This window comes from Nonomuraea zeae, from assembly GCF_005889725.1.
GTDB classification, from domain to species: Bacteria; Actinomycetota; Actinomycetes; order Streptosporangiales; family Streptosporangiaceae; genus Nonomuraea; species Nonomuraea zeae.
In genome coordinates this window covers 78,455-103,770 of the sequence record NZ_VCKX01000010.1, presented here as the reverse complement: position 1 = coordinate 103,770, position 25,316 = coordinate 78,455, and the positions used below count along the sequence as shown (strand labels likewise).

25 protein-coding genes are annotated in these 25,316 nt (G+C 71.3%); 17 read left to right on the top strand and 8 right to left on the bottom strand.

The genetic code is table 11. The features are described from left to right. Positions 1 to 21: 21 nt before the first annotated feature. A complete protein-coding gene (locus tag ETD85_RS05500) occupies positions 22 to 462 on the bottom strand; it encodes a YybH family protein (RefSeq protein WP_138688489.1) in 441 nt (146 codons plus the stop codon). A gap of 259 nt (positions 463 to 721) precedes the next feature. On the opposite strand from ETD85_RS05500, the gene ETD85_RS05495 reads away from it, so the two are divergent. The 4 genes from ETD85_RS05495 to ETD85_RS05480 all read left to right on the top strand — a co-directional run bounded on the left by ETD85_RS05495 (position 722) and on the right by ETD85_RS05480 (position 5,383). Next, entirely contained in the window at positions 722 to 1,474 is a 753-nt protein-coding gene (locus ETD85_RS05495) for a sensor histidine kinase (protein ID WP_170246510.1), read from the top strand. Positions 1,475 to 1,573: 99 nt separating this feature from the next. After that, on the top strand, positions 1,574 to 3,952 hold the full coding sequence (locus ETD85_RS05490) for an ATP-binding protein (protein ID WP_138688487.1): 2,379 nt from the start codon (positions 1,574 to 1,576) through the stop codon (positions 3,950 to 3,952). Positions 3,953 to 4,263: 311 nt separating this feature from the next. Further along, complete coding sequence (locus ETD85_RS05485; protein ID WP_206058095.1) at positions 4,264 to 4,767, top strand: alpha/beta fold hydrolase; 504 nt, start codon at positions 4,264 to 4,266, stop codon at positions 4,765 to 4,767. A gap of 13 nt (positions 4,768 to 4,780) precedes the next feature. Then, the gene (locus tag ETD85_RS05480) at positions 4,781 to 5,383 is read left to right on the top strand and encodes a TetR/AcrR family transcriptional regulator (protein WP_138688486.1); all 603 of its coding nucleotides are present in this window, start codon (positions 4,781 to 4,783) and stop codon (positions 5,381 to 5,383) included. 20 nt (positions 5,384 to 5,403) lie between these two features. On the opposite strand, the gene ETD85_RS05475 is transcribed toward ETD85_RS05480, so the two are convergent. Further along, positions 5,404 to 5,838: a hypothetical protein gene (locus tag ETD85_RS05475; protein WP_138688485.1), complete on the bottom strand. Its 435-nt coding sequence runs from the start codon at positions 5,836 to 5,838 to the stop codon at positions 5,404 to 5,406. Between the two features lie 158 nt (positions 5,839 to 5,996). On the opposite strand from ETD85_RS05475, the gene ETD85_RS05470 reads away from it, so the two are divergent. The 5 genes from ETD85_RS05470 (at position 5,997) to ETD85_RS05450 (ending at position 14,471) form a co-directional block, all read left to right on the top strand. Further along, positions 5,997 to 6,626 carry a DUF998 domain-containing protein gene (locus ETD85_RS05470; protein WP_138688484.1) on the top strand — a complete coding sequence of 210 codons (630 nt, stop codon included), beginning with the start codon at positions 5,997 to 5,999 and terminating at the stop codon, positions 6,624 to 6,626. 42 nt (positions 6,627 to 6,668) lie between these two features. Continuing rightward, positions 6,669 to 7,040, top strand: coding sequence for a YciI family protein (locus ETD85_RS05465; RefSeq protein ID WP_138688483.1), 372 nt, complete (start codon positions 6,669 to 6,671; stop codon positions 7,038 to 7,040). Next, the gene (locus ETD85_RS05460) at positions 7,037 to 8,341 is read left to right on the top strand and encodes an RNA polymerase sigma factor (protein ID WP_138688482.1); all 1,305 of its coding nucleotides are present in this window, start codon (positions 7,037 to 7,039) and stop codon (positions 8,339 to 8,341) included. The genes ETD85_RS05465 and ETD85_RS05460 overlap by 4 nt, the downstream gene beginning before the upstream one ends. A gap of 192 nt (positions 8,342 to 8,533) precedes the next feature. Further along, a complete protein-coding gene (locus ETD85_RS05455) occupies positions 8,534 to 12,850 on the top strand; it encodes an nSTAND1 domain-containing NTPase (RefSeq protein WP_138688481.1) in 4,317 nt (1,438 codons plus the stop codon). Between the two features lie 277 nt (positions 12,851 to 13,127). Continuing rightward, entirely contained in the window at positions 13,128 to 14,471 is a 1,344-nt protein-coding gene (locus ETD85_RS05450) for an alpha/beta hydrolase (protein WP_206058094.1), read from the top strand. A 45-nt stretch (positions 14,472 to 14,516) separates the two neighbouring features. On the opposite strand, the gene ETD85_RS05445 is transcribed toward ETD85_RS05450, so the two are convergent. From ETD85_RS05445 to ETD85_RS05435, 3 genes are all read right to left on the bottom strand, one after another. After that, positions 14,517 to 15,323, bottom strand: coding sequence for an NmrA family NAD(P)-binding protein (locus ETD85_RS05445; protein ID WP_138688479.1), 807 nt, complete (start codon positions 15,321 to 15,323; stop codon positions 14,517 to 14,519). A 154-nt stretch (positions 15,324 to 15,477) separates the two neighbouring features. Then, on the bottom strand, positions 15,478 to 15,819 hold the full coding sequence (locus ETD85_RS05440; RefSeq protein ID WP_138688478.1) for a hypothetical protein: 342 nt from the start codon (positions 15,817 to 15,819) through the stop codon (positions 15,478 to 15,480). Positions 15,820 to 15,877: 58 nt separating this feature from the next. Beyond that, entirely contained in the window at positions 15,878 to 16,705 is an 828-nt protein-coding gene (locus ETD85_RS05435) for a hypothetical protein (RefSeq protein ID WP_138688477.1), read from the bottom strand. Positions 16,706 to 16,724: 19 nt separating this feature from the next. Here ETD85_RS05435 and ETD85_RS05430 point away from each other — a divergent pair, with 19 nt between their 5' ends. Beyond that, positions 16,725 to 16,952, top strand: a complete 228-nt coding sequence (locus ETD85_RS05430) for a hypothetical protein (protein ID WP_138688476.1) — start codon at positions 16,725 to 16,727, stop codon at positions 16,950 to 16,952. Between the two features lie 41 nt (positions 16,953 to 16,993). Here the strand turns inward: ETD85_RS05430 and ETD85_RS05425 are convergent, their stop codons facing one another. From ETD85_RS05425 to ETD85_RS05415, 3 genes are all read right to left on the bottom strand, one after another. Then, complete coding sequence (locus ETD85_RS05425) at positions 16,994 to 17,656, bottom strand: TetR/AcrR family transcriptional regulator (protein WP_138688475.1); 663 nt, start codon at positions 17,654 to 17,656, stop codon at positions 16,994 to 16,996. Positions 17,657 to 17,740: 84 nt separating this feature from the next. Next, on the bottom strand, positions 17,741 to 18,397 hold the full coding sequence (locus ETD85_RS05420) for an SDR family NAD(P)-dependent oxidoreductase (protein WP_138688474.1): 657 nt from the start codon (positions 18,395 to 18,397) through the stop codon (positions 17,741 to 17,743). Positions 18,398 to 18,514: 117 nt separating this feature from the next. Beyond that, entirely contained in the window at positions 18,515 to 19,609 is a 1,095-nt protein-coding gene (locus tag ETD85_RS05415) for an AI-2E family transporter (protein WP_240778978.1), read from the bottom strand. 234 nt (positions 19,610 to 19,843) lie between these two features. Here ETD85_RS05415 and ppk2 point away from each other — a divergent pair, with 234 nt between their 5' ends. The 7 genes from ppk2 (at position 19,844) to ETD85_RS05380 (ending at position 25,277) form a co-directional block, all read left to right on the top strand. Then, positions 19,844 to 20,830, top strand: coding sequence for a polyphosphate kinase 2 (ppk2, locus tag ETD85_RS05410; protein WP_240778977.1), 987 nt, complete (start codon positions 19,844 to 19,846; stop codon positions 20,828 to 20,830). A 213-nt stretch (positions 20,831 to 21,043) separates the two neighbouring features. Beyond that, positions 21,044 to 21,859, top strand: a complete 816-nt coding sequence (locus tag ETD85_RS05405; RefSeq protein WP_138688472.1) for a SigB/SigF/SigG family RNA polymerase sigma factor — start codon at positions 21,044 to 21,046, stop codon at positions 21,857 to 21,859. Positions 21,860 to 22,005: 146 nt separating this feature from the next. Then, entirely contained in the window at positions 22,006 to 22,869 is an 864-nt protein-coding gene (locus tag ETD85_RS05400; RefSeq protein WP_240778976.1) for an STAS domain-containing protein, read from the top strand. After that, the gene (locus ETD85_RS05395) at positions 22,869 to 23,249 is read left to right on the top strand and encodes an STAS domain-containing protein (protein ID WP_206058093.1); all 381 of its coding nucleotides are present in this window, start codon (positions 22,869 to 22,871) and stop codon (positions 23,247 to 23,249) included. The genes ETD85_RS05400 and ETD85_RS05395 overlap by 1 nt, the downstream gene beginning before the upstream one ends. After that, positions 23,246 to 23,647 carry an anti-sigma regulatory factor gene (locus ETD85_RS05390; RefSeq protein WP_138688471.1) on the top strand — a complete coding sequence of 134 codons (402 nt, stop codon included), beginning with the start codon at positions 23,246 to 23,248 and terminating at the stop codon, positions 23,645 to 23,647. Before ETD85_RS05395 ends, ETD85_RS05390 begins: the two co-directional genes overlap by 4 nt. Continuing rightward, a complete protein-coding gene (locus ETD85_RS05385) occupies positions 23,635 to 24,645 on the top strand; it encodes a SpoIIE family protein phosphatase (RefSeq protein ID WP_138688470.1) in 1,011 nt (336 codons plus the stop codon). Before ETD85_RS05390 ends, ETD85_RS05385 begins: the two co-directional genes overlap by 13 nt. Before the next feature lie 98 nt (positions 24,646 to 24,743). Next, entirely contained in the window at positions 24,744 to 25,277 is a 534-nt protein-coding gene (locus ETD85_RS05380) for a TspO/MBR family protein (RefSeq protein WP_138688469.1), read from the top strand. Positions 25,278 to 25,316 lie beyond the last annotated feature (39 nt).

Below are 25,316 nucleotides of genomic sequence, written 5' to 3'. Positions count from 1 at the left end.
GGCGGGGGTGGGGTGACGGGATCAGGGCTCGAGGTCGACAACGGCCTTGCCGCTGGAGATGTCGAGCGGCACCGAGACCTGGTCGTGCGCGATCAACCACGTGCCGTCGATCTTCTTGAGGCAGTACGTGACCCTGACCCACATACCGCGCGTCGCCGTCCCGTCCTTCAGCGTGCCGCTGAGACGAGCGAAGGCGTGCCCGAACGCCACGTCGTCGCCCACGGTGAGCGTCAGGTCGCGAACCTCATACGTCACACTCGTGAAGAACGTGAACACCGGCGCCCAGTTCTTGAGCTTCGCCTCGATCCCCACATGCTGGAGCGGCGGCTCGACGTCGAAGGACACGATGTCCGTCGCGTAAAGCCGCTTCAGACCCTCGAGATCCTTGCCCTGGAGCCCTTCGACGATCTGGCCGACCAGCCGGCGGATCTCGGCTTCGTCTGTCTCGCGTTGCGTAGGCATCGCTACCCAACCCTTCCCTTTGCCGTGGAATCTGGCTTTCTCTCACCTCCGACGCTATAGCTCAGGAGTTATCTTGTCTAAGATTAATATTGCTATGGCGTTATGTCCTGGGCGACATGATGGGGGTGTGCCGAACGTCCCGCTCCGGCCTGGCGCCCCCATCGCACGAAATGGGGGAGGAGATAGGTAGTTCCACGGTCGCGGAGCCGACACGTACCGGGCGATGCTGCAGAGAGGAGCAATCCAGGGGAGGGACCAGATGACCACGGCATGCGACAACGGCGAGATCGCCACCCTCGTCGCCCGGATGGGACACCTTGTGGAACGCATGCGTACCCAGAGGCGCCAGTTCATCACTGATGCCTCGCATGAGCTCGGCACCCCGCTGGCCGGACTGCGGCTGCAACTGGAGGAGGCGGGCATGCACCCCGGCCAGACCGACCTGGGGGAGCTGGTCGGCAACGCCCTGCGTGAGGTGGACCGGATGCAGGCCGTGCTCAGGGATCTGCTCACCCTCGCCGGGCTGGACGGCGCCTCCACGGACTCGCCGCAGGTGATCGACGTCGCCAGCCTCGTGGCGGAGCAGGTCGGCAGGCGCGCGTGCGCTCCGCCCATCCAGCTGGAGCTGGAAGACGGTCTGCTCGTGAGCGGCGTCACCGGCGACCTTGCCCGCCTGCTCGGCAACCTGCTGGACAACGCGGAGCGGCACGGCGAATCGGCGGTGCGGGTGACGGCTTTCGGCGAGAGCGACGGTGTCGTGGTCACCGTGGAAGACGACGGTCCCGGAATCCCGCTCCCGCAGCGTGATCGAGTCTTCGACCACTTTGCCCGGATTGACACCGCGCGTAGCCGCGAGCATGGCGGAACCGGCCTGGGCCTGCCCATCGCCCAAGCCATCGCGCAGGCGCACCGGGGCACGCTGACCGTGCAGGACTCCGAGCTGGGCGGCGCGCGGCTGGTGCTGCGGCTTCCGCTGCCGTGCTGCGGCACGATGGCCGAAGAGGCAGCCTGAGCAGGCGCGGCCGGCATCCATTCCTTGGCAGTGCCTATGTCACACCCGGACCCGTAGGCCGGTTACCTCCGGGCAGGTCAGGGGCACATAGTCGCCGTCATGGGTCGATCGGCTGCCACGCAGCCCACTCCTCACCTCCCTGCCGAGCCGGGCGAGATCATCGGTCGCAAGCGCGAGATCGCCGCGATCCGGAGCCTCATGTCCGCCACCCGGCTGGTGACCCTGACGGGCCCGGGCGGCGTGGGCAAGACCCGCCTGGCGACCCATGTGGCAGCCCGCGTGCAGCGGGCCTTCCGCGACGGGGTGCGGATGATCGAGCTGGCCTGCCTGCATGACGAGCAGTTGCTCGCCGTGGCCGTCGCGGAGGCCCTGGGGCTGCGGGAGGAGATGCCCCAGCCGTCTGTCGAAACCGTGGTCGACTATCTGCGGCCCAAGCAGATGCTCCTGGTGCTGGACAACTGCGAACACCTGGTGGAAGCCGCCGCAGGGCTGGCCGACGCCCTGCTCCGCGCGGCGCCCGAGGTGCGGTTGCTGGCCACCAGCCGCGAGGCGCTGGGAGTGCCCGGCGAGACGCCCTACATCGTGCCGCCGATGTCCTTCCCCGGCCCCGACACCCGGATCACCAGGAATGACGTCCTGCGTTACGACGCCCTGGCGCTGCTGGTGGAGCGGGGCAGGAGCATCGCGCCGGAGGTCGACATCGCCGCGCAGCACGTGGCGGCGGCGCGGTTGTGCCGCCTGCTCGACGGCATTCCGCTGGCGATCGAGCTCGCGGCGGTGTGGCTGCGGGTCCTGTCGCTGGAGCAGATCATCGACCGGCTCGGGCACCGCCTGCACTTCCTGACGCGCGGCTACCGCACCGCCCTGCCCCGCCACCAGACGCTGAACGCGGCGGTCGAGTGGAGCTTCGAGCTGTGCTCCACCCAGGAACAGATCGTGTGGGAACGCCTGTCGGTGTTCTCCGGCGGCTTCGACCTGGCGGCGGCGGAGGAGGTCTGCTCGGCCGCGCCGCTCACCCGCGAGGAGGTCCTGCCGCTGCTGGCCGCGCTGACCGAGAAGTCCATCGTGATCAGAGAGACCTGCGGCGCCCGCCCCCGCTACCGGATCCTGGAAACCCTGCGCCAGTACGGTCACGACCGGCTGAACCGGAGCGAGGCAGCACTGGCGACCCGCCGCCGGCACGCCGACCACTACCGGGACCTGGCCGAACGCAACAGGGCCGGCTGGTACGGCTCCAACCAGGTGGAATGCTTCACCACCGTCGTCCCCGAGATGCCGAACCTGCGGGCCGCGATGGACCACTGCCTGGGCGAAGCTCGCCGCGCCGGGGAGGCGACCCGGATCTTCCTCTCGCTGGAGGGCTACTGGAGCTTCTTCGGCGGCCCGTCCGAAGCCAGCTACTGGATCGACCGGCTGCTCGAATGCCGGCAGATAGCCGGACGGGACCGCTTCAGCGTGCTGACCTTGGGCACGTTCTTCGCTCTCATGCACGGCAGGATCGACCCCGCGCGGGTGCTGCTCGAGGAGTGCCGGCTGCTGGCCGACGGCTCCGGTCGCGAGAGGCCGAAGGCGGTGACGAGGTTTCTGTCGGGACGGCTGACCCTGATGCTGGGCGATTACCGGGAGGCGATCGACCTGCTCGAATCGGCCCTGAACTGGTACGAGCGCCACCCGGGCGAGATCACCGAGGACGGGATCCTGCACGACACGTTCCTGCCGGCGTTCTACCTGGCCCTGTCCGCGATCTTCGCCCGCGATCCGCGCGCCGCGGGCTGGGTGGCACGCTGCCGGGAGATCGCCGAGGCGGCGGGCTCGCGCAGCGAGATCGCGCTGGCGACCTGGGCCGAGGGCATCGGACGCTGGTACGCGGGCGATCTGACGCGGGCCGCCTCCTTGTTCCTGTGCTGCCTGCGCCTCGAACGGTCGGCCGGCTACCGCTACAGCCCGGCGTGGTTCGTGGAGTCGCTCGCCTGGGTCGCCGCCGCGCAGGGGCGCGACGTGCCGGCCGCGCGCATGCTGGGCGCCGCCGGCATGATGCGACGGCTGCTCGACGTGCCGCTGGAAGGCTTCCGCCCTTACGAGGACGCCCATCGTGCCGCGGAGTCGTCGCTGCGCGCCCGCCTCGGCGAGCAGGATTACTGCAAGGCTGTCGAGGAGGGGGCGGGCTTCGACTTCAACGAGGCCATCGCCTACGCCTTGCAGGAGCCGGCCGAACCGGCCGAACCGCAGGCCGAACCCGGGCCCTCCGCCGCGCTGGCGCCCGGGCCGCCGCAGGAGGCGCTGACCCCGAGGGAGCTCCAGGTGGCCGGCCTCGTCGCCGCAGGCATGCGCAACAAGGACATCGCCGCCCATCTGGTCATCGCCCACCGCACGGCCGAGGGCCACGTGGAGCACATCCTGAAGAAGCTCGGATTCACCTCACGCGCCCAGATCGTTGCCTGGTACGTCAACCGGTCCACCTCCCCGCCGGACAGGTGATGCCCGCGCCTTGTTAGGATACAACTGTATCCATTAAGGAGATGGGGTCACCATGCGCATGCCTGACCGGCCGTCCGCCTTCACCAGTGACTCTGCCCGTGACAAGTACTACGCCGTCTATGACCAGGTGCTCGCCGAGCTGTGGCCGGTGCCGGTGGACGCCATCGACGTGGAGACCCGCGCCGGCATGGTGCGGATCCACCGGGCCGGGCCCGCCGAGGGGGACCCCGTGGTCCTCCTGGCCGGCGCCGGCGCCAACGCGCTGGCCTGGTACCGCTACATCGAGCCCCTGGCGCGCACGCGCCCGGTCCTTGCCGTGGACCCGCTCGGCGAGCCGGGCCGCTCGGTTCAGCGGCGGCCGGGTGGCGGCGCTGACGCTGGTGGACCCGGGCGGCTTCGCGCCGCTGCCCAGGCGGTTCGTCCGGTGGGCCCTTGCCGGCGCCATCGCCTCCATGCTTCCCCGTACGCTGCGACACCGCATGGCCGGCGTCGTGGGCAACGGGGCGCTGCGCGAGGATGAGCTGATGAGGCTCATGCGGGCCGGCTGGTCCTTCCGCCGGCACGTGCCCATCCCACCCACCTACACCGACGAGCAGATACGCCAGGTGCCGGTGCCCGTACAGGTGCTGCTGGGCGCCCGCAGCGCCCTGCTCGACGCGCAGGCGCTGGCCGCCCGGCTGGCCGGCATCGCGCCGTCCTGGCGGGTGGAGATCGTGCCCGGCACCGGGCACTCGCTGCCCGTCGAAGCTCCCGACCTGGTCGCCGAGCGGATCCTCACCTTTCCCGGCCCGGCGCGGCCCGGGACCGGGCAGTAGAGGGGAAACGGGCATGCCCCGACAGGTGGATCACGATGAGCGGCGCCGCCTGCTGACCGAGGCGCTGCTGCGCATCGCCGGCACCCGCGGCCTGCAGGCGGTGTCGATGCGTGAGATCGCCGCCGAGGCCGGGGTCTCGCTGCGCGTCGTCCAGTACTACTTCGCCGGCAAGCAGGCCCTGCTCGAGTCCGGCCTCACCGAGCTGGGTGCCCGCATGGACCGCCGGGTCAAGCAACGGGCCGCCGCCGTCGCGGGCGAGCTGACGCCGCGAGACCTTTTCGCCGCCGTCCTCGGCACGATCCTGCCGTTCGACGAGCAGAGCAGGCTGGACGCCATGGCCTGGACCGCCTACTACACCGCCGCCCTCACCGACCCGGCGCTCGCCGCGGTCGGGCTGACCCTGCCCAACGCAGTGGAGAACTTCCTCACTGTACGGTTGACCGCCGCGCAGGAGGCCGGGGACATCGCCCCCGATCGTGACCCGCGTACCGAAGTCGCCGGCCTCCTGGCGCTCGCCAACGGCCTGACCTCCAGCGTCCTCAGCCGGCAACGCAGCTACGAGGCCGCCGTCGAGATCATCGACTACCACCTGGACCGCCTGTTCGTCACGGTGTAGGTCCCGGCGGGCCGGTGATGTCAGATCCGCGTCATGGTGGATTCGTATCCGCCTCCGCCGGGGTAGACCCATGCGCCGGTGACGGTGGTGCCGTCGGCGCTGAAGGTGCCTTCGTAGTAGGCGGGGCTGCCCTTCGCGCCGCCCCAGATGGTCAGCTTGTCGCCGGTCAGCTCGTACACGTAGTCGAGCGTGTTGCCGGTCGAGTCGTAGAAGCGTGACACCACGTCCGCGCCGACCGGCTCGCCGAACGGGCGCAGGTTGCCGATCACTTCCAGACCGGTGACGGGCCGGCCGAACTGGGTGAGGTCGACGTGCTGGAGCAGGAAGAAGCCGCCGGCCATCCACTCGTACCGGACGGTTCCCTCGGCGCCGCCGGTGATCGCCCAGGTGCCGACGAGGCGGTCCAGGGCCTTCAGGTCAGCGCTCGGCTCGTAGGTCTCCGGCATCTCGGACATCTCGTTCTCCTTGTGGGTGTGGTGAGTGTTCGCCGGTACCTCGGAGGCCGCCCGCGTGCCTCGACACCGCTCGGATGTGTTTCAGATCACATCGCCGCCGTGTCGAGAGGCCGGGTCCCGCCACGAGGTAGCGGCAGGACCCCATCAAGGAGGAAGTCATGGCCACCACAACAGCCGTCCACCGCCCATCCGGCCGCCTGCTGCTCGCCGGTGCCCTGGCCGGGCCGGTGTTCCTCGCCTCGGCCATCATCCAGATGCTCACCCGCGAGGGCTTCGACATCACCCGCCATCCGATCAGCCAGCTCTCCACCGGCGGCCTCGGCTGGATCCAGATCACCACGTTCGTGCTCGCCGGCGTGGGCGGCCTGGCGCTGGCCGCCGGCATCAGGCGCACCTACACCGAGGGAACCGGCCGCCGGGCGCTACCCGTCCTGGTCGGGATCTTCGGGACCGGGATGATCGCGGCCGGCGTGTTCACCATGGACCCGGAGCACGGCTTCCCCGCCGGAACTCCTGACGGGCCGGTGGCGCAGATGTCCTGGCACAGCATCGCGCACTCGAGCGCGGCCGCCGTCTCCTTCACGGCGCTGGCCATCGCCGCCATCGTGCTGGGCGTGCGATGCGCCCGCCGCCGCGCCGTGCCGGCCGCCATCGGCAACGGCGCCGCCGCGCTCGTCCTGCTGCTGCCCATGACGCCGGAGCACATGAGCATCCAGATCGCCGTCAACGGACTGGTCGCCTTCACCTGGACGACCGTCCTGGCGCTGTCCCTGCGCCGCCCCGCCTGACCTCACGTACGCTGGCCCGAACGTCCGACAAGAGGATCCACCATGAAGTACCTGCTGCTCAGCTACACCCCGGCCGCCGCCTGGGACGCCGCGACCGCCGACACCCCGTCCGAGGAGGCGCTGGCGGCGTTCGCCGCCTACCAGAAGTTCGAGCAGGAGCTGATCGCCACCGGCGAGTTCGTCGGCAGCGAGGGCCTCGGCCATCCGGCGGTCAGCACCACGGTCCGCAGGTCCGGCGACGGCGTGGTGGCGACCGATGGGCCGTTCGCCGAGCTGAAGGAGGTCCTGGCCAGCTTCGCCGTGATCGACGTGGCGAGCCAGGAGCGAGCCGTGGAGATCGTCTCGCGGATCGTCGAGGTGCTGGGCGAGCCGATCGAGATCCGGCCGATCATGGGCGAGGACTTCACGGCGTGACCGGGCGGCGCCCGGCGCGAGCGGACGGCCGGCCGGACAGCGGGGAAGGCGCACGCGGCCTGAACGCGGACATCGAGCACCTGCTGCGCATCGAGGCGCCCCAGGTGCTCGGCGCGCTCGTACGGCGCTTCGGCCGCTTCGACATCGCCGAGGACGCCGTGCAGGAGGCACTGCTCGCCGCGAGCCGGGCCTGGCCGGCTACCGGCGTGCCGGAGAACCCGCGTAGCTGGCTGATCCGCATCGGCTACCGGCGGATGGTCGATGCGCTGCGCGCCGACCAGGCCCGGCGCCGGCGCGAGCAGGAGGCCGGCGTCGCCGAACTGGCCATGCGGGAGCCGGCCCGGCAAGCGGGCCCTGCGCCGGAGACCGACGACAGCCTCGCCCTGCTGCTGCTCTGCTGCCACCCAGCGCTGAGCGCCACCTCCCAGGTCGCGCTCACGCTGCGCGCGGTGGGTGGCCTGACGACCGCCGAGATCGCGCACGCCTACGGCACCCCCGAGAACACCATGGGCACCCGGATCAGCCGCGCCAAGCAGCAGCTGGCCCGCGCCGGTGCCCGCTTCACCGCGCCGGCCGACACCGACCGGGACAGCCGGATGGCCGCCGTGATGCAGGTGCTCTACCTGATCTTCAACGAGGGCTACACGGCCTCCAGCGGCGATCGGCTCGCCCGCGTCGACCTGACCGGCGAGGCCATCCGGCTGACCCGCATGCTGCACCGCTCCCTGCCCGCCGACGCGGAGGTCACCGGCCTGCTCGCGCTGATGCTGCTCGCCGAGGCACGCCGTCCCGCCCGTACCGGTGGCCACGACGAGCTGGTGCCCCTGGACGAGCAGGACCGGACGCGATGGAACCGCGACCTCATCGGCGAGGGCACCGGCCTGATCGACAGCGTCTGGAGCCGCCGCGAGGTCGGCCCCTACCAGGTGCAGGCCGCGATCGCGGCCTGCCACGCGGCGGCCGCTTCGCCGGAGCGGACCGACTGGCCGCAGATCGCGGCGCTCTACCTGTGGCTCGAACGGCTCACCCCCACCGCGCCGGTACGGCTGAGCCGGGTGGTGGCGGTGGCCAAGGCGTACGGGCCGGCCCGCGGGCTGGCCCTGCTCGACGACCTCAACCGCCGCTTCCGGCTCGACCAGGACCCGCTGATCCGGCAACGCGAGCGCGCGGTGCGGGGGCACCTGCTGCAGATGACCGGCGACGCGACCGGCGCGGCGAGACTCTACCGCGAGGCGGCCTCCCTGACCGGCAACCGGATCGAGCAGCGATACCTTCTCGACCGGGCCGGCCACCTCGGCTGAGAGCCCGGCCATCCCGCAGGTCGAGCCGACCGCTGCCCGAAGGCCGGCGCTGGTAGTCATTTGACTCCGTTGAGTCACTATCATGGTGGAGCGACGGGTCGCGCCCCCAGCGGCCCCAGACCCCGGCAAGGTGCCCGATGCCGCTGCTCCGGACCGCCTCGTGCGCTCGCTCCCCACGTCGGACGTGCCGGCGTGGGGGATGACCGCGACCTCCAGGAGCAGGCACGGGACGGCGTCCGGGCATGGGTGTCGGAAATGGCGCGCAGGTCCGGCCGCCGGGTGGCGCGGGCGACGCCGCGAGCCCTGCTGGTGGGATTGTGCGCCGGAGCCCTCGCGCCGGTGGCCGCGGCCGGTCTGCAGGCGCCGTTCGTGCTGGCCGGCCTGGGCGTCGCAGGTTCGGTCGGGGCCAACCTGCTGACCGAGGTGATCAGCAAGGCGCTGGCGGCGGCCCGCGAGCGGGGCCGCGGCGAGCCACCCTCGGCGGCCCTCGTACGACAGGAGATCGCCACCGCGCTGGAGCGGGCCTTGCACGCCGAGGACCGGCGGGCCGGCGAGCTGGCTGAGACGCTCGCCCGGCTGCTCGACGGCATGGACGCCGCCCAGGTCCTCCTCGACGAGGCGCTGCGGCACGGCGACGAGCGCCTGCTCGCGGAGATCGCCCAGGGCTTCGCCGAGCTGGGCGGCCAGATGTCGGCGTTCACGCCGCTGCTCGGACGGCTGCGCGAGGCGACCGAGGAGATCCAGCGGACGCTCTACCGCCAGGACGCCGAGCACAGGCGCGACCGCCGGGAGAACGAGCAGCAGCGGATGCTCCTCATGCAGATGCACGAGCGCCTACGGGTGATCTGCGGACGCCTCCCACCCGCGCCCGGCTCCGGATCGGCGGGCGCGGGCGCGTATCCGGAATGGGCGGGCCGGTGCCCCTATCAGGGGCTGCTGCCGTTCGGCGTGGAGCAGGCGGGCGTCTTCTACGGCCGGGGGCAGGCCACGATCAGGCTGCTGATGATGGTCGCGGCCAGGCTCGACGATCCGGGCCTGATGGTGGTGACCGGCGCGTCCGGGGCGGGGAAGTCCTCGCTCCTGCAGGCCGGGCTGCTGCCGGCGCTGACGGGCGGGTTCATGGCGGGGGTGCCGTCCGCTCGGCAATGGCCGCACCTGCTCCTCACGCCGACCCTGCAGCCATTGCGCGAGCTGGCGACGCAGCTCGCGGTGCGCAGCGGCGCCGATCCCGACGCGGTGCTGCGGGACCTGCGGGCTGATCCCGCCCGGGCCGCCGGGCGGGCGCGGGCGGTGCTGCTGGCCGACGCCGCCCGCCGGGCGGAGCACCAGGTGGAGGCGGTACGAGGGCCGAGACGGCTGGTGGTCGTGGTCGACCAGCTGGAGGAGCTGTTCGCCGAGGCCGGCGGCGGCCCGGCGCCGGGGCGGGGCGATGACCGGGAGCGGTTCCTGGCCGCGCTGGACGCCATCGCGACCACGCCTGCGGGTGCGGAGCCGCCCGGCATCGTGGTGTGTGCCGTACGAGGCGACTTCGTCGACCGGTGCGCCGACCACCCCGAGCTGGCCGGCGCGCTGGACAGGCGCGGCTTCGTGCTGGGGCCGATGCACGCCGATGAGCTGACCAGGGCGATCACCGGGCCCGCCCACACCGCGGGGCTGGAGGTGGAGGACGGGCTGGCCGGGCAGGTCGTCCGCGAGCTGGTCGGCCACACCCACGACGCGCCGGGGGCCGGGGTGCTGCCGCTGCTGTCGCTGGCCATGATGCGTACCTGGGAGAACCGGGAGGACGGCCGGCTGACCCGGCGGGGCTACGACCGCGCCGGAGGCGTCGCCACCGCGGTGCGGGCCGCCGCCGAGGACGCCTACACCAGCCTCGACGCCGGGCGGCGGCAGGTCGCCAGGCGCGTCCTGCTGTTGCTCACCGCCACGAGCGCGGGCGGCCAGGTGACGCGGCGGCGGGTGCCCCACGCCGAGCTGGTGGCCGGGTGCGCTCCCGCCCGCCCGGAGACGGTGGAGTCCGTGGTGCGGGCGTTCACTGACGCCCGCCTGGTGGTGACCGGCCACCGGGACGGCGCGGGGGTCGTCGAGGTGGCCCATGACGTGCTGCTGGACGGCTGGCCGCGGCTGACCGCCTGGCTGGCCGAGGACCGGGCCGACCGGGCGGCCTACGGCGAGCTGGTCCAGGACGGCAGGGAGTGGGACGCCGAGGGCCGCGACTCCGCGTTCCTGTATCGCGGCGGCCGGCTGGAGGCGGCCCTGCGCGCCCAGGAAAGGTGGCAGGCCGACCCCGACCGCTATCCGGCCCTGCCCGCGCCCGCGGTGGAGTTCCTGCGGGCCGGCCGGCGGGCCGTCGTGCGCGCCCGGCGCCGGCGGCGGGGCGCGGTCACCACGCTGGCCTGCCTGCTCGTCCTGGCCCTCATTTCGGCGACCGTCGCATGGCGGGCCAGCCAGGAGGCCGGCCACCAGCGCGAGCTCGCCCTCATCAGGAACGCCGACCGGCTCGCCCGGGAGAGTGAGAGAGCCAAGAGCGACCCGGCCGTCTCCGCCCGGCTGGCCGCCACCGCCTGGGCCACGGCCCGGACCGACGAGACCCGCGCCGGTCTGGCCTCCGTCCTGGGCAGGCCCGGCCGCGCCCTGCTGACCGGCCCGGACAACGTCCTGTCGGTGGCCTTCAGCCCGGACGGGCGGGTCCTGGCCACGACCGGCGCCGACGCGGCGGTGCGGCTGTGGGACGCGGCGACGTACGCACCGATCGCCGTCCTCACCGGTCACACCGCCCCCGTGTGGTCGGTCGCCTTCAGCTCTGACGGGCGTACCCTCGCCAGCGCGGGAGACGACACCATCGTGCGGCTGTGGGACGTACGGGCTCGCCGGCCGCCGGCCGAGCTCGACGGCGGGACCGAGGAGCTGCGCCGGGTGGCGTTCAGCCCCGACGGCAGGACGCTGGCCGCCGGCGGCAAGGACGGCAAGGTCCGGATGTGGGACACGACCACCCTGCGGCCACGGGGCACGCTCGACGGCCACACCGGCGCCGTGTCGTCGCTGGCCTTCAGCCCCGACGGCAAGACGCTGGCCAGCGGCAGCTACGACAAATCGATCCGGTTGTGGAACCCCGGCACCCGCCGGCCGCTCGGGCGCCTCAAACAGCACACCGCCGGCATTTGGTCGGTCGCCTTCAGCCCCGACGGCAGGACGCTGGCCAGCGGCGCCGGCGACGACACGATCCTGCTGTGGGACACCGCCACCCGCCGGCAGACCGTCAAGTTCTTCGGCCAGCGGCAGATGGTCCACTCCGTGGCGTTCAGTCCCGACGGGCGCGTCCTGGCCAGCGCGGCCGGGGACGGGTCGGTGCGCTTGTGGGACCTGACGACCAACCAGTTGCTCGGCGCGCCCCTTGACGGGCACAAGGACCGGGTGATGTCGGTGGCGTTCTCGCCCGACGGCCGGACGCTGGCCAGCGGGTCCCGCGACGACACCATCCGCCTGTGGGACATCACGGTCCGCCGCCCGCTCACCCCGCCGCTCACCGGGCACCGCGAGGCCGTCTGGTCGGTGGTGTTCAGCCCCGACGGGCGCCTGCTGGCCACCGCCGCCGCAGACGGCACGGTGCGCCTCTGGGACGCCAAGACCCGCCGGCAGATCGGGTCCCCGCTCACCGGGCACGAAGACGCGGTGCATTCGGTGGTGTTCAGCCCCGACGGCCGGCTGCTGGCGAGCGGCGGGTTCGACGACGCGGTACGCCTCTGGGACGTCGCCACCCACAGGCAGATCGGCCCGCCGCTGACCGGGCACACGGAGAACGTGATCGCGGTGGCCTTCAGCCCCGACGGGCGCACGCTGGCCAGCGCCTCCGACGACGCGACCGTCCGGCTGTGGGACGCCGCCGCGCACCGGCCGCTCCGCACGCTCACGGGCCACACCAAGGGTGCGCAGTCGGTGGTGTTCGCCCCCGACGGCCGCTCGTTGGTCAGCGGCGCGGTGGACGGCTCCGTCCGGCTGTGGGACGCCCGGTCCGGGCGCCCGCTCGGCGCGCCGATCACCGGCCCGACGGGCGCGGTGTGGTCGGTGGCACTCAGCCCGGATGGCCGCACGCTGATCGCCTCGGCGGGCGACGGGACGGTACGGCTGTGGGACCTGGCCACCCGCCGCCCCATCGGCGCCCCGCTCGACCACGACAATGACGTGCTGTGGGCGTCCTTCAGCCCCGACGGCCGCACCGTGGCCAGCACCGACAGCAAGGGCGCGGTACGCCTGTGGGACGTGCGGACCGGGCGGCAGATCGGGGAGCCGCTGGTCAACCTGGTCGGTGACGCGCTGGAGCTGGCGTTCAGCCCGGACGGGCGCACCCTGGCCTCCGCCGGGTTCGACCACATCGTCCGCCTGTGGGACGTGAGCATGCCCGCCGACCCGGCGGCGGCCGTCTGCGCCATCGCCGCCCGGCCCTTCACACCGGAGGAACGCAACCGCTACCTGCAAGGCGGCGCCTATCTCTGGACCTGCTCCCCTTCCTGAGCGGCGGCTCGCCCACCGCCGCGATGTCATCGGCTGGGCGTTGTGTCCAGTTCGTGAGCATGTCATGGAGCATCGATGACGAGGTCTCTGGGGCGAAGATCGGCGATCCGGCAGAGTCGGTGACACAAGCCGAACGATCATTGAAGAGGACCCCTTGATGCGCAACCTTGCGAGACTGTCCGCTGCCGGAGCATCCACCGCCATCCTGACCGCAGCCCTGGTGACCCCGGCCCAGGCAACGGCAACCACGTGGAGTGCCTGCCCCGCGGGATCCGGGGTGGACCCGCGCCAGGAATGCGCCACCCTCCAGGTCCCCATGGACTACCGGAAGCCGGGCGGGCCGGCGATCTCGCTGGCCGTGTCGCGGATCAAGACCGCCAAGCCCGCGCTGCGCCGCGGGGTGCTGCTGATCATCCCCGGCGGACCGGGCAGCCCTGGCCTGAACCGCCCCAGCGTCCAGGTCAAGAAGCTGCCGCAGGACGTGCTCGACCGCTATGACATCATCGGGTTCGACCCGCGTGGCGTGGGCCAGAGCTCGCCCGTCTCGTGCGGTCTCGACGCCCGCGACGTCTCCTTCACCAAGCTCAAGCCGTACCCCGACGCCGACGGCGGCATCGCGGAGAACGTCGCCTGGTCGCGCCGGATCGCCGAGGCGTGCGCCCGCAACGGCGGACCGCTCATCCGGCACATCAGCACCCGCAACGAGGCCCGGGACATCGACCGGATCCGCCAGGCGCTGGGGGAGAAGAAGCTCTCCTACTGGGGCGTCTCGTACGGCACCTACGCGGGCGCCGTCTACGCCACCATGTTCCCGCAGCGCACCGACCGGGTCGTCCTGGACAGCAACGACGACCCCGATCCGCGGAAGGTGGCGCGGCAGTGGCTGGCCAACTACGCCGTCGGCGTGGAGGACCGCTTCCCCGACTTCGCCGCCTGGGCCGCGGCCCGCGACGGCGAGTACGGTCTCGGCGCCGACCCGGCGGCGGTCCGCCGGACCTTCCTCGACCTCGCGACCGCACTGGACCGCAAGCCCCTGCCGTGGCCCGGCGCCAACCCGGAGGAGCTGAACGGCAACCTCCTGCGCGAGACCATGCTCAACGCCCTCTACTCCGACACGAACTTCCCCATGCTCGCCACCCTCATGCGGGCCGCCCTGACCACGGGCGAGCTGCCCCCGTCGAACACGCCACCGGCGGCCGCCATGCAGAACACCGCCGCCCACGCCGGCGCCACCATGTGCAACGACGTCGCGTGGCAGGACGCGGTCGGCTCCTACCAGCAGCAGGTCAGGCGTGACCGGGCCGCCCACCCGCTGACCGCGGGCATGCCCGTCAACATGGGCCCGTGCCAGTTCTGGCCGTTCGAGCCCGCCGAGCCCGTCGTGCGCGTCACCTCGCGCGGGCCCGCCAACGTCCTGCTCATCCAGAACCTGCGTGACCCCTCCACGCCCTACAGCGGAGCGCTGAAGATGCGCCAGGCATTCGGGCAGCGGGCCCGCATGGTCAGCGTCGACTCCGGCGGTCACGGCGTCTACCTCGCCAACGGCAACGCCTGCGGCGACCAGACCGTCACCTCGTTCCTGACCACCGGAAACCTGCCCGCCCGCGACAAGAGCTGCTGACCCCGGCCACGGCCACGACCACGCCCGCGTGATCGTGGCCGGAGCCTAGAACCGGTCCGCGTGCTCGTCCACCCACTGCGCGAACGTACGCGCCGGACGGCCGGTCACCCGTTCGACCGTGTCGTCCACGGTCTGGGCGGAATCACTGGGCTCGGCATACCAGCCGACGACATATTCGGCGTCGGCCCGGGAGACACCGGTGGCCATCAGCCTGTCGATCGCCTGCTCGTGCGTGATGGGCTCGAAGGCGATGTCGCGGCGGATCGCCCGGGACAGGATCGCGATGCGGTCGGTCGGGGTCAGCGGTTCGGGCCCGGTGAGGTTGTAGGACTGCCCGGCGTGGCCGTCGTCGAGCAGCGCGACGGCTGCCACGGCCGCGATGTCGGCCTCGTGCACCAGCGCGCTGGGGTAGTCGTACGGCTCCCGGACCACTCCCTCGGCTCGGATCGATCCGGCCCAGGTCAACGTGTTGGACATGAACTCCTGTGCTTCCAGCCGCGTCCATTCCACGCCCGAGTCCGCCACCGCCTGCTCGACCGGGCCCACCCAGCCGCCCCACAGCACGGTCAAGCGCTGAACGCCCGCGGCGACCGCCCGCCGGACCAGCTCGGGCCCGGCCTCGGCCAGGCCCGCCGTCACCGTGACATGCAGGCGGGTGACGCCCTGGAGTGCGGCGTCCAGCTTTTCCGGCGCGTTGTGCGTGCCGGCCACCAACTCCACCTCGGCCGGGAACCTTCCCGCGTTCGCCGCCGGGTCCCGTGTCAGGGCGCGGACCCGCTCTCCTCGGCGGATCAGCTCTGCCACGACGTGCCGGCCGGTGTTCCCGGTGGCACCTGTCACCAAAGTCGTCACAGTCGAATTCCTTAGGTCAGCTTGCCGGACGAGTCGCCGACGACCCTAGAAACTCAACCGCCCTTGAGGTCAAGGACCGCACGTCGGGGGCGCCGCCGATGTGATCGGTGGCGCCCCCGACGTGCTTGCCGGCCCTTCGTCATGGCCGGGCGGATCAGATGGTGACGCAGATCCCGTCTTCGATCGATCGGCCGTCGCGCTCAAGACCGCCACAGACCAGCTTCGCCTGCGCCTGCTCGTAGCCCACCGCCCACCGGTGAGACGCGGCGTTCACCTTCGGGGAGTGGAAATTGCCCCAGTAGGCGCGCAGCGTCCCGGGGAGGCCGTCCTTGGTCCTGACGGTGATGTCCTGGACGAACCGGTTGTGGTGCGCGGTCATGACGCAGATGTACTGGCCGCACTGAGCGTCGACTCCGGCGCTGGCCGGGGTGGCAGCGAGCAGGGGGAAGGCGGAGACCGCGAAAAGAGCCGCGAGCTTCGTGATGCGCCTGAACATGGTCAGCCTCTCTCGTTGATCATCTGGCAGTTCATCCTCCCGGACCGATTACTCAACGTCAAGAGTCGGTAACTTTCCGTAATGAATCCAGGGGTGGCATCCTTGCGGCTCGTAACGCCGCGCTCGATTCGAACCGATCAGCGCATGCGATCATCGAATGGTCATGGGCAAACTGACGTGGTTTCCACTGCCGTTCGGGCTTGTCGTGGTCGTCGTCAACTTCTTCGCCGTCCGCGATGTGCGGGGGCGCCTTCCCGCCGCCCCCGCCGAGGCGAACGAGCACGTGGTACCCCAGGCGATCGCCGCCTTCATCCCGTTCGCCCAGGGGCGCATCGCCCTGCTCGGCGCGTTCTTCATCGGCGCCGCTCTGCTGTTCGGCCTCGTCGAGTTCGGATTGAGCCGCCGGCCCGCCGGCCTCGTGCTCGGGACGGGCTTCCTGGGCGCCGCATACGTGGCCGCGATGCCGGTGGTCTACGTCCTGAACCCGGTCACCGGCTACGACGAGGTGTTTCCTGGCCCGTCGGGCGGATATGCGACGGTGCCCTTCGACATGGGCGCGCTGTCGCCGCCGTGGTATCCGCCGCTGCTCGGCGGGATCCTCGCCACCGCCGCGATCGCCCAGCTCTTCGCGGTGCGCGGCTTCGTACGCCGGGATGTGCTCCTTCCGGCTTCCCCGTGGAGCGTGTGGCTCCTCCTGCTCCCGCTGACGTTCCTCCTGGCCTTCGCCGCGGCCAACCTCGTGTCCGACCGGATCGCCCGCGCCACAGCCCCGCCCGGGTCCTTCTGGGAGGCCGACTTCGCGCTCGAAGCCATGTGGCTGGTGTGCGCCTTCGCCGTCGTGCCCGCCGCCGCTCTGGCCGTGCACGGGATCCTCCTCCGCAGGCACGGCGCGCTCCCTGCTGATCGTGGGCGTCTTCACGGTCGGCTACCTGGTGACGCTGCTCCCCGTGGCTTGGGGCAACCTGCCGATGTACGTGGACGAGCAGTCAGGCTTCTCCGAGCACCTTCCCGGCTGGCGGGAGGAGGTCACCAGCAGCATCCTCGGCGCCGCCGCCCTCATCCAGCTCGCCGCACTTCCCCTGCTGGCCCGGCGCGGGAAAACCCGGATGGCCGGCGCCGAGCCCGGCGAGTAGAGCCGCCAGGGTGCCCGGCGTCCCCCGACCATCGGCCGGGACTACCGCCCCGGCCCGTGCTCTCGTACGGGCTGAAGACCCGCCGGCGGAGCCTGACCCGGGCGGCGGGCCAGGGACGCGAGGACGATCTCGCGCGCCGCGCTGACCGTGGCCGCGAAGGCGGCCGGATCCCGGCCGATGCGCTCGGCGCCCGCGCGCATGACACCCGACAGCAGCTCCACCGCGAGGTGCACGTCGCCGAGGTCATGGAACTCTCCGCGCGCGATGCCGTCCCGGACGACGTTCTCCACCTCGACCACGACCGCGTGGAACGGGCTGTCCGGCCCCTTCGGCACCTCGGCGGCCGGCGGACCGGACCCCGGCCGGAACATCAGCTGCAGGATCTGGTCCGTGAACGCCTCCAGGACCGCCACGATGATCTCCCGCATCCGCTCCGCGGCCGGGTCCGCGGACCGCGCGGCGATCGCGGCCACCCGCTCCACCACGGGCCGGCCCGCCCGCTGGGTCAGCGCCAGGACCAGCGCGCTCTTGTCGCGGGCGTAGTTGTACAGCGTGTTGCGCGCGAGCCCGGCCCTGGCCGCGATGTGGCCCATGTTGATCGAGTCGTAGTCGCGCTCCAGCAGCAGCTGCCGCATCGCCTCGGCGAGGTCGGCCCACACCATCTCGTGGTGCTCCTCGATGCTGGCTCCTCTGATCCGCGGCATCCGAACATCCTCTCTCACCGCTGCTTCCCTTTCGCCCCGGGTCCGCGCGTGAGGGCCGGGCTCCGGGCCAGAGGCTGCGGCGGGTTACGCCGCGGCTCCCTTCGGGTAGTGACGGCGCAGGTTGGCGGCTATGACGCGGTCGAGCGCGCGGTCGGACAGCATCCGGGTCAGGCGGGTGATCAGGGCGGCATCCCGGCCGATGGTGTAGCGGGTGCGCGGCTTACGCGTCGTCACGGCCTTCGCGATGACCCGGGCGGCGGCGTCCGCGCTCACGCCCGACGCGGTGCCCGAGGCCATCAGCGTGTTGATCGCCTGGACCAGGCCGCCGTAGCGCTGGTCCTGCTCCGGCGTCATCTGGGCGGCCAGCTGGTTCGCCGTCGCGATCCCGCGGGCGGCCATCTCCGTGCGGACGCCGCCGGGCTCGACCACGATCACCTGTACGCCCAGCGGTGCGACCTCCCGGCGGAGCGAGTCGCTGACCGCCTCCAGGGCGAACTTCGCGCCGGCGTACGCGCGCGGGTCGCCGGCGACCCGCGCGGCGAGTGCCTCCACCTGCTCGGGCTCGGTGATGTCGAGGATGACCGGCTCGATGCCGGTCGATCGGATGGCGTCGGCGTCACGCTCGCGTCGCACGCCGGCCAGGACGTGGAGTCCCTGGCGGGCCAGCTCGCGGGCGGCGGACGCGCCCATGCCCGTGGAGGCTCCGGTTACGACGATCAACTGCTGGGTTCGCTCCGCCACGACTCCACGCTCCTTTATGCGACAACTTGTCGACAAGTTTACGACATTCTGTCGCAAAATCAGGCCCGGTGTGGAGCCGGGTGCGTTCGCCTCTCTCGCGTTCGGCCCGCGAGCGCGTCAGTCCTTCTGCTCGGGTTCCTTCTCGGGAGGTACGGCCTGCGCCGGTGGTTCTGGGGTCGAGCCCGCCGGGAGAGCGATCAGGTCTTCCTTGAAGAGCTCGGGCACGGCCCGGTAGAGGATGGCGGTGATCGGCACCGCCACGACCGCGCCCGCGATCCCGGCCAGGATGCCGCCGACGGCCAGCACGATGATGATCGCCAGCGGGTGGAAGTGCAGCACCCTGCCGACTATCAGCGGCTGGAGTACGTGGTTCTCCAACTGCTGCTCGACGACCAGGATGCCGAGGAAGATCAATGCGTAGATCGGGCCCTTCGCGCCGAGCGTGACCAGCGTCGCGACCGCGCCGGCGAACAGGATGCCGACGATCGGGATGAAGCTGGCCAGGAAGATCAGTACGGCGAGCGCCGCCCAGAGCGGGACGCCCATGATGGCCAGCACCAGGCCCATGAGCACCCCGTGCACCGCCGCCACGGCCACCGTGCCCTGCACGTAGTGCGACAGCGTGGTCCACGCGGTCCGCCCGGCCCGGTCGACCCGCGGCGCCATCCGGCCGAACGCCTTGAGGAACCAGGCCCAGATCTGGTCGCCGTCCTTGAGCAGGAAGAACGTCACGAACAGCAGGAGCACGATCGAGGCCAGCACCTCGACCAGCACCACGGTGCCCGCGAGCACCGTCGAAGTGATCTGCTGCTGCCGCTCGGTGACCAGCTTGGCGATCTCGTCCACCCAGCGGCTGAGCTGGATGGGCTCCAGGTTCAGGGGGCCGGTGTAGAGCCAGCCCTCCACCGTCTTGGCCGTCTGCCTGACCTGGGTCACCAGGCCGGGGAACTCCTCGTTGGCCCGCACGCCGATGATCCAGCCCGTCCCGCTCAGCACGGCGAAGGAGACGAGCATGGTGATCCAGGTGGCGTAGATCGGCCGCAGGCCCGACGCGCGCAGGTGCCGCGTGAGCGGGAACAACAGCGCGGTCAGCAGCAGGGCCACCGCCACCGGCAGGGCGACGATGCGCATCGTCGCCACGAAGCCGAACACGTAGTTGGCCACGATGCCGATGACGATCAGGCACGCGCACCACGCGGCTACTCTGGCCAAGATCGGCGGCACTAACCGCAACAGGCGCTCCTGATGTGAATCCATGCACGTCAATCTTCCCCACCGGTCAGGGATAGGCACGCTTCCGTGCTTCAAGTGAGGGGAATGTTGGCGAAATAACGGCGCGTCACGGGTAAGGGCCATTCCTCCTGCCCCCGGACGGCGAGGCTGTCACCGGGCTTGGGGAGCGTGCCTCCTGCGTGTCGGGCGGCGGGCTCGGGGTAGGCGCGCGGAGTGGACAACACGGGCAACGACACGGGCGACATCCTCAAGGACCGCCTCCTGGCCACTCGCCGGCACGGGGAAAGCACGGTGGCGCCCGGCGAGCTCCTCAACGACCTTCCCCACGTCCGAGTGATCGACGACGACGATGACGACCCGGTTCTGGTGGATCGTCATGGCCACCCAGTGAACACCTGGCGGGAGTACTATCCGTACACGACCAAGATGGGCCGGCAGGAGTACGACCGCGACAAGCGGCTGCTCCAGATCGAGCTGGTGAAGCTGCAATATTGGATCAAGGAAACCGGAGCCCGGTTGGTGATCCTCTTCGAGGGGCGCGACGCGGCGGGCAAGGGCGGGACGATCAAGCGCTTCCGCGAGCATCTCAACCCTCGGGGCTCCGCTGTCGTGGCTCTGGACAAGCCTGGCGAGCGGGAGAGCGCCCAGTGGTACTTCCAGCGCTACATCGCCCATCTGCCCGCGGCCGGCGAAATGGTGTTCTTCGACCGCTCCTGGTACAACCGGACCGGGGTCGAGCGGGTGATGGGATTCTGCACCGCACCGGAATACCTGCAGTTCCTGCGGCAGGCGCCGATGCTCGAACAGATGCTGGTCGAGGACGGCATCCACCTGATCAAGTTCTGGTTCTCGGTGTCCCGGAGCGAGCAGCTCACCCGCTTCATCATCCGCACCGTCGACCCGGTACGGCGGTGGAAGCTGTCCCCGATGGACCTGGCCTCCCGCCAGAAGTGGGACGAGTACACCGACGCCAAAGAGGACATGTTCCAGCACACCGACACCGAGCACGCACCCTGGACGGTCATCAAGAGCAACGACAAGAAACGCGCCCGCATCGAAGCCATCCGCCACGTGCTGACCCAGTTCGACTACGACAACAAGGACCACGAGGTGGTCGGCGTGCCCGATCCGCTCATCATCCGCACGGCCGCCGACGTCCTGGACGAGGACCGCGACCCCTACCCCGGACGGCGCGGCTGACGGAGGCCGGGGGGCGCCGCCCATGCTCCCGCGCAAACACCCCGGGACGTGACGGCATTGTCACCTTCCGGTCTGAGTGGACGGTCAGTCGTGGGTATGTGATCGAGTGAGGTCCAGCAGAGGGCTTCGTCTCGTCAGACGTACGAGGCGGCTTCTGCCTGGGCCTCGGTCTTGGATGGGGCGGCCTGCACACCAGAGATGCGGTACCCATTCATGACCGATCACAACACCGCCCTCACCGACATGACCGCCGAGCAACTCCTGGTGGCCATGGTCGCACCCGGCGTCTCCGAAGAGCGTCGAGCCAGGCTGCGCGAGCGGCTCGTGGAGACGCACCACCGGCTGGTGACCGAGATCGTCCGCCGCTACCGATATCGCGGCGAACCCATGGAGGACCTGCGGCAGGCGGCGTACGTCGGCCTGGTCAAGGCCATCAACGGGTTCGATCCCGGGCTGGGCCACGAGTTCCGCGGGTATGCCGCCGTGACCATCGCCGGTGAGATCAAACGCCACTTCCGCGACCGTACCTGGGCGATCCGGGTGCCGCGGGTCTACCAGGAGCGCCGCTCCGAGCTCAACCGCGTCAGCGGCGAGCTCGCCCAGTCGCTGGGCCGCTCGCCGACGGTGGCGGAGCTGGCGGCCAGGATGGACCTGTCGGAGGAAGAGGCCCTGCTGACTCTGGAGGCATCCTCCGCCTACAGCACCCTGTCCCTGGACGCGCCGGTCGGCACGGAGGAGGGCGACTCGGCCTGCCTGGGGGACTTCATCCCGGCCTATGATGACTCGCTGGACACGTTCATCGACGCGCAGGCCGTCCGCCCGCTCATCGACGCGCTGCCCGAGCGGGAGAGGCACATCCTGCTGCTGCGCTTCCACGGCAACCTCACCCAGTCCGAGATCGCCGCAGAGTTCGGCATCTCCCAGATGCACGTCTCCCGGCTCCTGCGCACCACGCTGGCCCTGCTGCGCCAGTCCCTCGTCGGAGCCACCGATCGCCGGCCGACCCGCCGCACCCGCGTGGCCGCCTGACCCGCACGGCGGCTGCCCCAGCGGAAGAGGTCGTGCGGAAGAGGCCGCGCGGAAGAGGCCGCGCGGTAGAGGCACGGTCACAAAGCGGGTAGCCTGCGTGAACGCTTCACAACCGAATACTGCCTACGCCCCAACAGGAGCACGCTTTGACCGTTCACGGCGACGCCGATCGGCTGCGCATCGAAGCGCTCCTCAGGGAGCAAGGTGAGCCCATTCTCAAGCGCTGGATCGATCTGGCCGCGGACACCGGCGGCGGCCACGCCGATCGCGCCCTGCTGACCGGCCGGCTGCGGGAGATCTACCAGGCCCTTCACCTCTCGCTCGAGAAGGGCGGGGACGCCAGTGATCTGCGCGGCCTGCTGGGGGAGCTGTCCCGCGGCCAGGCCCGCGAGGGGTTCACCCCGTCCGACACCGCGAGCGTGGTGTTCAGTCTCAAGGAGGCGGTCTACGAGGTCGTCGAGGCCGACGAGGACTTCGACAGCCTGCGTGGCTACATCTGGTTCTCCAAGTTCATCGACGACCTGGGCCTGTACACGTTCGAGACCTACGTCACCGCCCGCGAGAAGATCATCTCCGGTCAGGCCGAGCAGCTGCTGGAGCTGTCCACGCCGGTGGTGAAGCTGTGGGACGGCATCCTCGCGGTGCCGCTGGTGGGCACGCTCGATTCGGCCCGCACGCAGGTGGTCATGGAGAAGCTGCTGGAGGGGCTGGTCGAGACCGGCGCCGAGCATGCGGTGATCGACATCACCGGGGTGCCGGCGGTGGACACCGAGGTGGCCCAGCACCTGCTCAAGACGGTGATGGCGGCCCGGTTGATGGGCGCCGAATGCGTGATCTCCGGGATCCGCCCGCAGATCGCTCAGACGATCGTGGCGCTGGGCATCGAGTTCGGCGACATCGTCACCAAGTCCTCGCTGGCCGACGCCCTGGCGCACGCGCTGCGGCGCAGCGGCGTGCAGATCTCGCGGGGCGCGGGCAAGCGGGTCGTGGTGGGGACGGAGCGCGTCTGATGGAGCGCGTGCCCATACTCAAGCTCGATGACATCCTCATCGTCTCCATCCAGGTCGAGCTGGAGGATCAGGGCGTCCTGGCGTTGCAGGAGGACCTGGCCGAGGCCGTCGTGGAGAGCGCCGCCCGCGGGGTGATCATCGACATTTCCGCCGTGGAGATCGTCGACTCCTTCATCGGCCGGATGCTGGCCACCATCGCGTCGATCTCGCGCGTGCTGGACGCCGAGACGATCGTCGTGGGCATGCGGCCGGCGGTGGCCATCACGCTGGTCGAGCTCGGCCTGTCCCTTGGTGGCGTGCGTACCGCACTCAACCTTGAGAAGGGTGTCGCGCTGCTCGAAGATCGTTCTGACGCCGGGGCGGCCCCGGTGTCCTGGTGAATGATGTCGTAGAGCTGCAGATCGCCGGTAACGGCGACGTGGTCGCGGTGCGCCAGCGCGTGCGCACCGTGGCTCAGGAGATCGGGCTGTCGGTGGTGGACCAGACCAAGGTGGTGACCGCCGCCAGCGAGCTGGCCCGCAACACCGTGGTGTACGGCGGGGGCGGCCAGGTCCGGATCGAGGTGGTCAGCCGCGGCGCCCGGCGGGGCCTGCGGTTGCTCTTCAGCGACGACGGCCCGGGAATCGCTGATCTGGCGCAGGCCCTCACCGACGGATGGAGCACGGGAGGCGGCCTCGGCCTCGGCTTGAGCGGCTCGCGCCGTCTCATGGACGAGTTCGACCTGACCTCGGAGCCTGGCCAGGGCACCCGGGTGACGGTGACCAAATGGGGCAGATGATCCGCTCCGGCAACGAAGCCTGGTTCCGGGTAGAGGATGCCAGCGCCATCGGTGTCGCCCGCCGGGCCGCGATGGCGCTCGCCGGGACCCTGGGATTCGGCCAGGTCGCCCGCGAGCGGGTGGGCATCGCGGTCAGCGAGGCGGCCTCCAACCTGGTCAAGCACGCGGTCGAGGGAACGATGCTGATCCGGCCGTACCCGGACGCGCCGGCCGCCGTCGAAGCCCTCGCGCTGGACAAAGGGCCGGGGATCGCCGATCTCAACCGCGTCTGGCGCGACGGCTACTCCACCGCCGGGACGCTGGGGATCGGGCTGGGCGGCATCGCCCGGATGGCCGCGGCGCACGACGTCTACTCCATCCCCGGCCGTGGAACCGTGATCGGGATGTGCTTCACCGCCGACGAGCGGCCGCCACGGGTCTCGCGGGTGAGCGGCCTGAGCCGGCCCATCGGTGAGGAGAGCGTCTGCGGCGACGCGTTCGCCTGCTTCGACACCGACGAGACGGCGATGGCGATGGTGTGCGACGGGCTCGGCCATGGCGAGCTGGCGGCGGAGGCCTCCCGGCGGGCGCTGCGCACCTTCCAGGAGCACGGCGAGCTGCCGCCGGTGCCGCTGCTGGAGCGCCTGCACCGCGCGTTGGACGGCAGCAGGGGCGCCGCCGTCGCGGTGGCCCGGCTCGACCGGGCGAGCGGGCTGGTGCGCTACGCCGGGATCGGCAACATCTCGGGCTGGATCGTCAATCCTGAGGGCCGGCAAGGCCTGATCTCCCTGGCCGGCATCGCCGGCCGCCACAGCAGGACGCTGCGCGAGTACACCTACACCGCGCCGCCGCACAGCATGATCGTGATGCACTCCGACGGGCTGTCCGCCCGATGGGACATCGCCGCGTTCCCCGGCCTGACGAGCCGCACTCCCGCCGTGGTGGCGGCCACGCTGCTGAGGGATGCGGGCACCCACCGGGACGACGCCTGCGTGCTCGCGCTCAAGGTCACGCCATGAGGGCCGCAGGGCCCCGGCCACCCCTGCGTGCTTTGCGTGATCCCGATGGGGGCACCAGAAGAGCAGATCGGAGCGCGCGACGAGGGTAGGGGGCGAGCATGACACCGGCAGCCCGACCCTCGTTCCGCCGTTACCTGCTGAAGACGGCCACCGCGGTCACCGCGGCGGCCGCGCTCGGCGGACTGTCCACCGACGCGAATTCGGCGTGGTACCGCACGCTACGCAAGCCCCGCTGGCAGCCACCGTCACAAGCCTTCGGCCTGGTCTGGACGCCGCTGTACGGGCTCATCGCCTACTCCGGCGCCCGCGCCCTGACCGAGGAGACCGAAGAGGACGGCCGCGCCCGGCTGAGGCGCGCCTTCGCCCTGAACCTGGCGCTCAACGCGGCTTGGACGCCGCTGTTCTTCGCCGCCCGCGCACCCCGGCTCGCGCTGGCCGACATCGTCGCGCTCAACGCCTCCAACGTCGTCCTCGTACGCCGATTCCTGCGCGCCGATCGCCGCGCGGGTCTCGCTCTGCTGCCGTACGCGGCCTGGACACTGTTCGCCACCGCGCTCAACGTCTCGATCGCCGTCCGCAACCCGAACACCCGGACTCCGGCCATCGCCGCGGCGGCCCGGCGCAGGGAGTGATCCTTGTCCTGATGCTCGCACCGCCATGGTGATCATTTG

Coding starts and splice junctions, on each gene's coding strand:
- ETD85_RS05500 (WP_138688489.1), bottom strand. CDS start 462: ATGCCTACGCAACGCGAGACAGACGAAGCCGAGATCCGCCGGCTGGTC.
- ETD85_RS05480 (WP_138688486.1), top strand. CDS start 4,781: ATGCCCCGACAGGTGGATCACGATGAGCGGCGCCGCCTGCTGACCGAG.
- ETD85_RS05380 (WP_138688469.1), top strand. CDS start 24,744: ATGACACCGGCAGCCCGACCCTCGTTCCGCCGTTACCTGCTGAAGACG.
- ETD85_RS05395 (WP_206058093.1), top strand. CDS start 22,869: ATGGAGCGCGTGCCCATACTCAAGCTCGATGACATCCTCATCGTCTCC.
- ETD85_RS05425 (WP_138688475.1), bottom strand. CDS start 17,656: ATGCCGCGGATCAGAGGAGCCAGCATCGAGGAGCACCACGAGATGGTG.
- ETD85_RS05470 (WP_138688484.1), top strand. CDS start 5,997: ATGGCCACCACAACAGCCGTCCACCGCCCATCCGGCCGCCTGCTGCTC.
- ETD85_RS05475 (WP_138688485.1), bottom strand. CDS start 5,838: ATGTCCGAGATGCCGGAGACCTACGAGCCGAGCGCTGACCTGAAGGCC.
- ETD85_RS05405 (WP_138688472.1), top strand. CDS start 21,044: ATGACCGATCACAACACCGCCCTCACCGACATGACCGCCGAGCAACTC.
- ETD85_RS05440 (WP_138688478.1), bottom strand. CDS start 15,819: ATGTTCAGGCGCATCACGAAGCTCGCGGCTCTTTTCGCGGTCTCCGCC.
- ETD85_RS05490 (WP_138688487.1), top strand. CDS start 1,574: ATGGGTCGATCGGCTGCCACGCAGCCCACTCCTCACCTCCCTGCCGAG.
- ETD85_RS05385 (WP_138688470.1), top strand. CDS start 23,635: ATGGGGCAGATGATCCGCTCCGGCAACGAAGCCTGGTTCCGGGTAGAG.
- ETD85_RS05495 (WP_170246510.1), top strand. CDS start 722: ATGACCACGGCATGCGACAACGGCGAGATCGCCACCCTCGTCGCCCGG.
- ETD85_RS05465 (WP_138688483.1), top strand. CDS start 6,669: ATGAAGTACCTGCTGCTCAGCTACACCCCGGCCGCCGCCTGGGACGCC.